The sequence below is a fragment of the Roseivirga sp. UBA1976 genome (assembly GCF_002336325.1).
Lineage (GTDB): Bacteria > Bacteroidota > Bacteroidia > Cytophagales > Cyclobacteriaceae > Roseivirga > Roseivirga thermotolerans.
In genome coordinates, this window is sequence record NZ_DDDQ01000035.1 from 1 (window position 1) to 8,705 (window position 8,705).

The window sequence follows — 8,705 nt, forward strand, 5'->3', positions numbered from 1 at the left end:
GAAAACACTACTGATTTTAACATCAACGATCGTATACTCAACCAACTGAAATCGGATTTACAAGAACTTATATTGCCGGATACCCGCGTAGAAATAGATAGGGTATGGACCGGGATAATGGCATTTGGCCCTAATAAGAAGCCCATTGTTGAGCGGGTATCTCCAAGGATCACTATGGGAGTACGGCTCGGAGGTATGGGGGTTGCCATTGGCAGCAAAATTGGCCAGCAGCTTGCGGAAATCGTCTGCCAATAATTAAATATTTGCTATCTTCAACGCTTACCTATAAGACGTATGAGTTACCAATATCAGAAGCCGTCTCTTTTTCAGGCATTTATACCCATAATTTTTCTGGTTGCCGTATTGGGAGTCAATGTGGCCATATTTGGAGATTCTTCTCTGGACGGATCGAATCAAATTATTTTAATTCTTTCGGCCGGAGTGGCTGCTCTTGTAGCTCTCAAGCTAGGCATGAAGTGGGAGGCCATTCAAAACGGAATAGTCAAGAGCATTAGCTCGGCCATGGCCTCGATTATAATTTTGCTCCTTATAGGTTCATTGGCTGGCACCTGGTTACTTTCGGGCATTGTACCGGCCATGATTTACTATGGTCTTCAAATCCTGAACCCAACATTTTTTCTGGTTGCGGCTTGCATTGTTTGTTCTATAGTGTCTGTGGCTACGGGTAGTTCCTGGACAACGGCCGCTACGGTTGGTATAGCCCTGATTGGAATTGGCAAGGCTCTTGGTTTACATGAAGGTATGGTGGCCGGAGCGGTTCTTTCAGGGGCCTATTTTGGCGATAAAATGTCTCCACTTTCCGACACTACCAACCTGGCTCCGGCCATGGCAGGAACCGATTTGTTTACACACATTCGGTACATGACTTACACCACTGTGCCATCTATTATTATCGCCTTAATACTGTTCCTTATTCTTGGTTTCACCCACGGTGGAAACGGAGACATTGGAGAAACAGAAGCTATACTCTCGGCCATTTCCAGCCAGTTCAATATAAACGGCTGGTTGTTTTTGGTTCCCCTCGTAGTAGTGATCTTAATTGTAAAGAAGATGCCGGCTATTCCGGCCATTCTTATTGGGGCCTTGCTGGGAGCAGTTTTTGCGCTCGTGTTTCAACCGGAAATGGTCAAGACAGTTTCCGGATGGGAAGGCAGCAGTGTGGAAATGAGCTTTGTGGGCATAATGAAGTCGCTTTATGGTGAAATAGCCATAGTAACAGGCAATGCCACAGTGGATGATCTCTTAAAGTCAGGAGGTATGGCCGGTATGCTTAAAACTGTATGGCTTATTCTTTCGGCCATGATTTTTGGCGGTGTAATGGAGGCCAGTGGTCTGCTCAAACGTATTGCCGAAGCGGTAATTTCTAAGGTAGAATCAACCGGCTCGTTAGTGGCTTCTACGGCCGTGACTACCATTTTCTTTAACGGAACAGCCTCAGATCAATATTTAGCCATTGTGGTGCCCGGCAGAATGTATGCCGATATCTACCGGAAGAAGGGATTGGCCCCGGAAAACCTAAGTAGAACGTTGGAAGATTCCGGTACGGTTACCTCAGTGCTCATTCCATGGAATACCTGCGGTGCTTATCATTCAAAAGTGTTGGGGGTAGCCACAGGGGCCTACTTGTGGTTTGCTTTCTTCAATATTATAAGCCCCATAATGACTATAATTTACGCATACTTTAACATCAAAATCAGAAAAATTAAACCTTCAGAAACACCGGCATAGATAAGCTTCCATATGATGTTTCCACTATCCATTAGCAAAGACGAGGTGATGCAGTTTCCCTTACGACACTATGAGGGGAAAATTGTGGTAGCCGCTACAGAAGAACAGATTGAAGAAGCCATGCGGGAAATTAACCAACATGGGGTAGTGGGGTTTGATACAGAGGCCAAACCTACTTTTAAAAAGGGGCAAGTAAGAAATATTGGTCTTATTCAGGTGGCTACAGAGCAAAAGGTATATCTGCTTAGAACCCATCAATTGGGTATAATGGATAGTGTGCACCATTTTCTGGAAAATGACGAAATACTCAAGGTAGGCATAGGACTAAAAGATGATTATAACTTGCTGGATCGTTTGCGGCCTTTTGAGCCAGCCGGTTTCTTAGACCTCAACGATACATTCGAAGAGTTGGGGGCCGAAAATATAGGAGCCAGAAACCTGGCCGCAATGATTTTGGAAATTAGAATATCAAAATCGGCTCAAACCTCTAACTGGGAGGTAGACCAGCTCACTAAAAAGCAACTTCTGTATGCTGCCACCGATGCCTGGATATGCCTTGAAATATATAAGAAGCTCGATGGTTGGGGCTATCTTTAAACTACCAACGGCCGGCATAGGCTAAAGACTCTCCCGTGATGTTCTGCAAACAAGCTCTTTTCAGTTGAATAATTTGTCTGAGGTGTATGTAGTCATGTGCCACCCAGTTCGCCAGTATGTTTCGGGCTGTCATTTGACCATACTCAGGATGAACAAGGTGTGCCTCCCAGTCTGTTGGTACTAATTTCCTGAGCCACTCTACCGATTGCTCTCTCTCCTTTGCCCATTCATTTAATTTTTGGGTGAAATGTTGAGTGGCGTAGCTTTTTTCAGTAACCCAGGCCTCCGGATCGATTGGTAGAAAAGGAAACTGATTAGGGTCTAAAGCTACCTGTATCCTGTACTTAAAATCATGTTTTTCCTCATCGGCCAAATGGCAAATAATTTCCAGCAGGTTCCAACGGCCGGGTTCCGGCTTCCAGCTGAATATGTGGGGCGGAGTTTTTTCAAGCAGGCTTAAAAAGACTTCCTTATTATCAGCGAGCTGGTTAATTAGCCAGTCGGTTTGTATGTTTTTTTCAGCTTCGTGCATTCTTTTTGTTTAAAGTATGTCATTCCACCAAAACCTACAACAAAATGCAACAACTCAAATCGATCCTTACCCTTCTTGCCCTGACTTTTACCATTACCTTCACTCAGGCTCAGGAGCGAATAGAAAAGACTTTTACAGGTATTAAATCCATTCGGCTGACAACAGCTTCCGGTAATGGCACCATTAAAAAAGGCAGCGGAAATGAGGTGAAAGTGACTGTGGAATATACTTATGATAAAGAGGACTATGAACCGGAATTTGAACAGAATGGCGACCGCCTGACTATTAAGGAAGAATTTAGGAGAAGCCGTTGGACTCGCGGTTACTCTGAATGGACGCTTGAGATTCCGGATGGTCTTGAGCTTGATTTTAAGACAGGGTCTGGAAATATTGAAGTAAACGGGCTGACTGTGGAGCTTCGTACTAATACGGGGTCCGGAAATATTCGATTGGATGATGTGCGAGGCGATGTTCATGCCAACACCGGCTCGGGAAATATTTCGCTAAGAGCCGTTGATGGTGCTATGGACGTGAATACAGGTTCAGGCTCCATTAGGATAGATCGTGCCAAGGGGAATACAGACCTGAATACTGGCAGTGGTAACGTGAGAGCCAATGGAATTGAGGGCGGCCTTAGAATTAACACCGGCAGTGGCAATATTGAAGTAGATGAAGCCAAAATTCGTGGAAACTCTTCGCTCAATACAGGTTCTGGCAATGTAGAAGTAACTCTGGCAGGAGAACTGGACTACGACTTGTCTTTAAACACCGGCTCAGGGAATGCCATGCTCAATTTTAATGGCCATGAAATAGCGGGGGAATTTTATATGAGGGCTAATGATGAAGATGATATTAGCGCACCTTTCCGTTTCGACAGGTCGTATGAAGACGATCGTGGTTCTAACTGGAGGGGGAGAAACAAGGGGCATATCAAAGAAGCCAAAATTGGGAATAAGACCATCAGAATTCGTATTAGTACGGGTTCAGGAAGGGCTGTAGTAAGAAAATAGCAGGTCATTGTAACGAATAGCTATTTATTCAGTCTCTAAAACAACCATAACTCTCAGGTCAAATGCTCAAAAACTTTATAGTGGTTGCGCTGCGCAACCTTAAGAAAAACTCGCTCTATTCGGTAATCAATATCTCCGGGCTTTCTGTAGGTATTGCTTGCAGTATGCTTATTCTGTTGTGGGTAAAAGAAGAAACTTCGTTCGATAAGTTCATTCCAAAAGTAGACAGGCTTCACCAGGTGTGGGTCAATGCCTCAATTGCCGGAGGAGTTTCTTCCTGGAATTCAGTGCCTCTGCCCACATACATGGAAATGAAATCGGCCCATGCCAAAATAGTCAACTCGGCAGTAGCCGGATGGGGAGGTAACCGATTGATAACCAACGGGGATAAGCGCATTAATATTCGTGGCTACTTTGTGAGCAACGAGTTTCTCGATATGTTCGAGTTTCCAATGGTAGAAGGAGATAGAAGCCTGGTACTGGACGATCCTTCTTCCATTGTGATTTCAGAAACATTGGCATCAACTCTTTTTCAGGAAGGAGAAAATCCGATTGGTCAGTTTGTGAAGGTCGATGATTCTAGCACTCTTCAGGTAACGGGTATCATTAAAGACGTACCCCAAAACTCATCTTTTCAGTTTCATTACCTTATTCCCTGGAAACACCGCGAGTCTATACAACAATGGGTGAGGGACAATACGGACAACTGGGGCAACTATTCTTTTCAGGTGTATGTAGAACTTGCCGGAGAAGGTGACGAGAAAGAAGTGGAGGAGGCTATAAGTGGTATTCTTACTGAAAAAGGGCAGGACGATGTGCCGCGGGAGTTCTTCCTGCACCCGATGAGCCGCTGGAGGCTGCATAGTAATTTTGAAAATGGAGTGGAAGCCGGTGGGCAACAAGAGTATGTTACTCTGTTTTCTGTAATCGCCATGTTCATATTGCTAATTGCCTGTATCAACTTTATGAACCTCGCCACAGCCCGTTCTGAAAGAAGAGCACGAGAGGTAGGCATCAGAAAGAGTCTGGGCAGCAAGCGGGGTCAACTCATTATGCAGTTTTATGGTGAGTCGTTGATCATATCGGTTATATCTTACCTGTTCGCCATTTTGCTGGTGTTGGCCTCTTTACCGGCCTATAACAATCTGGTTGATAAACGGCTTTCTATAGACTTTCAGTCGTCAGAATTCTGGCTGTTCTCGCTCGCCATCATTTTGCTCACGGGTATTATTTCCGGAAGTTATCCTTCACTATATCTTTCTTCATTTAACCCCATTAAAACACTTAAAGGCAAAGTAGCGGTGGGTAAGAATGCTAATTTGCCACGCAAAATACTGGTCATGCTTCAGTTTGGTGTTGCCATCATACTAATAGTAGGCACTATTGTTATTCTAAAACAGATAGACCTGGCCAAAAGCCGCGACATTGGCTATAGTCAGGAAGGCCTTATTACCGTATCGCTGACCGATGATATTACCAAAAACTATGAGGTAATAAAGAATGAACTGATACGAAAAAACCTCATTGTGAATATGACAAGGTCTAACAGTCGCATTACGGATATCAACTCCAACAACTTTTTGGGGTGGCCGGGAAAACCGGAGTCGGAAAAAGTAATGTTTGTAACTGTGGTGAGGGGATATGATTATGCGGAAACAATGGGAGCCAAAATGCTCTATGGCAGAGACTTCAGCAAAGAGTTTTCCAGCGATTCTTCGGCCATTATCATCAATAAAGCAGCCCTGGAATTAATGGGCCTGGAAGGAGACCCCATTGGTACTTCACTAGATCTTTGGGGCGATAAGCGTAATCTGGTAGGTGTGATCGATAATATACTTATGGGCTCTCCTTATGAAGAAGTTCGGCCTATGTTTATGATTATTGACAATTGGGGTGGATCGGCAACCCTAAGGTTGAGGCCAACAGATAATATGCAGTCTACTTTGGCGGGTGTGCAGGAGGTTTTTGAGCAATATAACCCTGCTTATCCGTTCGAATATCAGTTTGTAGATGAGGCTTTTCAACGCAAGTACACTACAATTAATCTAACCAGAAAGCTGTCTACCATCTTTGCTGCACTCACTATTTTTATAACCGGCCTGGGCTTGTTTGGCTTAGCCAGTTACATGGCCGAACAGCGCATAAAAGAAATTGGTATTCGCAAGGTTCTTGGAGCCTCGGTCACTAGCCTGGTGGGGCTCATGTCTAAAGATTTTGCCAAGCTCGTGCTCCTCTCTTTTGTGATTTCAGCTCCTTTTGCCTACTGGTTACTACATAATTATTTGCAGCGTTACACCATTAGAACAACTCTTGACTGGTGGATTTTTGCGCTTACAGGAGCTCTGGCGTTATTCTTCGCCATAGTGGTGGTGGTTAATCAGGCCAGAAGAGCTGCGTTGGCCAATCCGGCCAGTTCGCTACGAAATGAATGAGTAGCTATACTTCACATTGATATAGATAGCAGGGTGAGCTAAGGAACTCGAATTGAGGGCCTCGGCTCATTCCATTTTTTAGAGCTACCTGTTGAGAGCCCACATTGTCTATGTGAATAATGGAGACAACGCGATTGGAAATTTGCTGGTGGATAAAATATTGCTTGAGCGCAATGGCCATTTCAGAGGCCAGCCCTTGCCCCCAAAGTTCCGGAATCACCGAGTAGCCAATTTCAAACTCAGGCTTCCCTAAAATATCATCGCGCCAAATGATGCCGGCATTGCCTACCAAACGATGAGATTGCTTGTGGCAGGCAGCCAAAATACCTATGCCGGTTTCATCATAGCGTTTCATTTGCCGGTCAATCCATATTTCCGACTGCAGCTCAGGAGCCTTTTGGTCGGTAACTCCTACAAAGTGAAGGTTAGGGTTGTTTATAAAAAAGGTGGTCCATGCGGGAACATCTTCATGAGAAAGTGGCCGAAAATAAAGACGTTCAGTTTCTATTGGAAAGCTATAGGAATGCAGTTTCATGGTATCTGGTACTGAATGGCGTGGCTAAGATTTTGTAAAAGTATAACCTTGTTTTCAAACTCTTCTACTTTACTCACAATGAGTTCGGCCTCAAGACTGCATTCCATTTCAAACTCCTGTCGGGTAATCTGCATTTCAAAGTCATTAACCAGTTTCATGGCCTCGTTCATTTCTTCATATGGAAACTGAAGCTTTATGGTTTGGGTAATGAGTTTTTCTTCAATGCTGGTGTTATCAAGAGCCAGAGCGGCAGCTGTTTTATAGGCATTGATAAGTCCGCTCACCCCCAATTTAGTACCTCCAAAATAGCGAACTACAATAACCAGCGTGTTGGTGAGTTCTTTCGACCGTATTTGTCCAAGTATTGGATCTCCGGCCGAATGATTGGGCTCTCCATCATCATTTGCCCTAAACTGCGTCCCTTCATGGCCCAGAATATAGGCATAGCAATGGTGGCGGGCATCATAATAGGTTTTGCGAGTTTCTTCCAGTCTTTCTTTTACCTCATCTTCTGTTTTTACCGGAAAAGCCAGGCCTATGAATTTGCTGCCTTTTTCCTTGTATAATCCTTCGGCTGGTTGGCCTATGGTTAGAAAGCTATCCTGCATGCTACAAAGCTTTCAAAATCTCCTGATAGCTCAAAAGGAATATGACCACTAATGCCAGTCCTACCCCGATATAATTGATTCTGGAAAGTCTCTCTTTGAAGATTACAATGGCCAGGAGTGTAGAAACTATGATTATGCCAATGTTGAGAATAGGATAAACAATGGCTCCATTGTTATTAAATGCGCTTAGTCCTTTGAGTTTAAAGAAGATAGAGAAGTAATTGGGAATACCCAGGCAAATGCCACCTACCAATTCTTTCCATCCGAATTTTACGCGTTTAACAAGGCAGAACAAACTGCCTGAAACGAAGGCCGACCCGAAAATGAAGATTGGAAATATAGGCTCAACCGCTTCTTCTATGTAGTTGTGGTTGGCATAATTGATAGAGCTGTCTATAAGTCCGCCCAACACAAAAATACTCATGGGCAACAACAAGTACTTGAGCGTAATGGGCTGCATTGAACTATCACGCTTCTTCCGGCTTACCAGTGCAATGGAAACAAAAGTAAGGGCTATGCCCAGGTAGTTCCATGAGTCTAATTCGTTGACAGCATATTTAAAAACAAACAAACTGAGTATTACGGGAAAGGCAAGGCTCATTTTGCTGGCCACCGTAGCTACCGATACCCCTCTTTTCTGTGTGGTGTAGGCCATAAGAAAGAAAGAGGAAATGAAAACAATACCCAATGCCAGGGCAAAAGGAAACCAGGGAGCTGAGGGTTCAACATGTGTCTTTAGACTATTAGCCCCCACAAAAGAAACCCCAGTTACTACGCATACCCCATAGTTAACCACAATGGCCGGTAGGGTATTGACATTGAATTTACTGTATGACCTGAAGGCCATAAAAATGGCCACATTGGCAAGAATAGTGATGAGTAAATACACCATAGCCTGCGAAAATACGGAAAAACTTTGTGGCAACAGTGTTTCCCCGTGCCCTCTGGAGAGGAATAACTAAGGGCTGTATTTTGGAATTACCATTGGGTTCAATCAAATTGGGCTTGCGGCTACACCAAATAATTTTTGTAAGATTGACCATGCGCAAAAAACCTGAATGCTATGAGTTTAGTACCCGAATGGACCAAAGAGGACGACTCAATTTTCTGGAGGAGCTCAAAGACGTACCTTTTGAGGTAAAAAGAGTGTATTGGCTCACAGGAGTGCCCGAGCAACAGGTGAGGGGAGGGCATGCTCACAAAACAGGAGAACAGGTGATTGTGTGCATTCAGGGGCTGGTA

General features: G+C 44.2%; 9 protein-coding genes and 1 pseudogene. 6 read left to right on the forward strand and 4 right to left on the reverse strand.

The window, feature by feature from the left end:
* The 3 genes and pseudogenes from B3763_RS03180 to B3763_RS03190 form a co-directional block, all read left to right on the forward strand.
* Positions 1 to 255, forward strand: a pseudogene (locus B3763_RS03180) (FAD-binding oxidoreductase); the annotation flags it as partial.
* Between the two features lie 39 nt (positions 256 to 294).
* Positions 295 to 1,749, forward strand: coding sequence for a Na+/H+ antiporter NhaC (nhaC, locus tag B3763_RS03185; RefSeq protein WP_286743593.1), 1,455 nt, complete (start codon positions 295 to 297; stop codon positions 1,747 to 1,749).
* Between the two features lie 12 nt (positions 1,750 to 1,761).
* On the forward strand, positions 1,762 to 2,346 hold the full coding sequence (locus tag B3763_RS03190) for a 3'-5' exonuclease (protein ID WP_189629665.1): 585 nt from the start codon (positions 1,762 to 1,764) through the stop codon (positions 2,344 to 2,346).
* Between the two features lies 1 nt (position 2,347).
* Here B3763_RS03190 and B3763_RS03195 read toward each other — a convergent pair whose 3' ends face one another.
* Positions 2,348 to 2,878, reverse strand: coding sequence for a DinB family protein (locus B3763_RS03195; RefSeq protein ID WP_286743597.1), 531 nt, complete (start codon positions 2,876 to 2,878; stop codon positions 2,348 to 2,350).
* Positions 2,879 to 2,922: 44 nt separating this feature from the next.
* Between B3763_RS03195 and B3763_RS03200 the strand changes: the two genes are divergently transcribed.
* Together B3763_RS03200 and B3763_RS03205 are read left to right on the forward strand one after the other, a co-directional pair.
* Positions 2,923 to 3,888 (forward strand): DUF4097 family beta strand repeat-containing protein, encoded by a 966-nt coding sequence (locus B3763_RS03200; RefSeq protein ID WP_286743599.1) that lies wholly within the window; start codon positions 2,923 to 2,925, stop codon positions 3,886 to 3,888.
* A 62-nt stretch (positions 3,889 to 3,950) separates the two neighbouring features.
* Positions 3,951 to 6,320 carry an ABC transporter permease gene (locus B3763_RS03205; RefSeq protein WP_286743601.1) on the forward strand — a complete coding sequence of 790 codons (2,370 nt, stop codon included), beginning with the start codon at positions 3,951 to 3,953 and terminating at the stop codon, positions 6,318 to 6,320.
* A 4-nt stretch (positions 6,321 to 6,324) separates the two neighbouring features.
* On the opposite strand, the gene B3763_RS03210 is transcribed toward B3763_RS03205, so the two are convergent.
* The 3 genes from B3763_RS03210 to B3763_RS03220 are packed head-to-tail and all read right to left on the reverse strand — an operon-like array spanning position 6,325 to position 8,388.
* Complete coding sequence (locus B3763_RS03210) at positions 6,325 to 6,855, reverse strand: GNAT family N-acetyltransferase (protein WP_286743603.1); 531 nt, start codon at positions 6,853 to 6,855, stop codon at positions 6,325 to 6,327.
* On the reverse strand, positions 6,852 to 7,463 hold the full coding sequence (locus B3763_RS03215; protein WP_286743605.1) for an IMPACT family protein: 612 nt from the start codon (positions 7,461 to 7,463) through the stop codon (positions 6,852 to 6,854). The genes B3763_RS03210 and B3763_RS03215 overlap by 4 nt, the downstream gene beginning before the upstream one ends.
* A 1-nt stretch (position 7,464) precedes the next feature.
* Positions 7,465 to 8,388: a hypothetical protein gene (locus B3763_RS03220; protein ID WP_229838581.1), complete on the reverse strand. Its 924-nt coding sequence runs from the start codon at positions 8,386 to 8,388 to the stop codon at positions 7,465 to 7,467.
* Between the two features lie 116 nt (positions 8,389 to 8,504).
* Between B3763_RS03220 and B3763_RS03225 the strand changes: the two genes are divergently transcribed.
* A partial coding sequence (locus tag B3763_RS03225; protein WP_286743609.1) for a sugar 3,4-ketoisomerase occupies positions 8,505 to 8,705 on the forward strand: 201 nt, incomplete at its 3' end.